We start from the raw sequence: 567 nt of genomic DNA on the forward strand, positions 1-567 counted from the left end.
ACTCTCTTCCGGGCGCTATCATGCCATACCGCGAAAGGTTTTGCGCCATTCGATGGTGTCCGGGATCTCGACGCTCTCCCTTATGCGACTCCTGCATTAGGAAGCAGCCCAGTAGTAGGTTGAGGCCGTTGAGCACCGCCGCCGCAAGGAATGGTGCATGCAAGGAGATGGCGCCCAACAGTCCCCCGGCCACGGGGCCTGCCACCATACCCACGCCGAAACAAGCGCTCATGAGCCCGAAGTGGCGAGCCCGATCTTCCCCATCGGTGATGTCGGCGATATAGGCGCCAGCAACCGCACCTGTGGCGCCGGTGATGCCGGCCACGATGCGTCCGGCGTAGAGGATCGAGATCTCGATCCCGCGAAATTAATACGACTCACTATAGGGGAATTGTGAGCGGATAACAATTCCCCTCTAGAAATAATTTTGTTTAACTTTAAGAAGGAGATATACCATGATCCTGGACGCGGACTACATCACCGAAGAAGGTAAACCGGTTATCCGTCTGTTCAAAAAAGAAAACGGTGAATTCAAAATCGAACACGACCGTACCTTCCGTCCGTACA

General features: G+C 54.9%; 1 pseudogene. It reads right to left on the bottom strand.

Features of this window, described 5'->3' with window-relative positions:
- Positions 1-67: 67 nt before the first annotated feature.
- Positions 68-346 (bottom strand): annotated as a pseudogene (locus tag SB764_RS38225) (MFS transporter); the annotation flags it as partial.
- Positions 347-567: the final 221 nt, after the last annotated feature.

Origin of the sequence: Paraburkholderia sp. SIMBA_027, from assembly GCF_046535315.1 — a bacterium.
GTDB classification, from domain to species: domain Bacteria; phylum Pseudomonadota; class Gammaproteobacteria; order Burkholderiales; family Burkholderiaceae; genus Paraburkholderia; species Paraburkholderia tropica.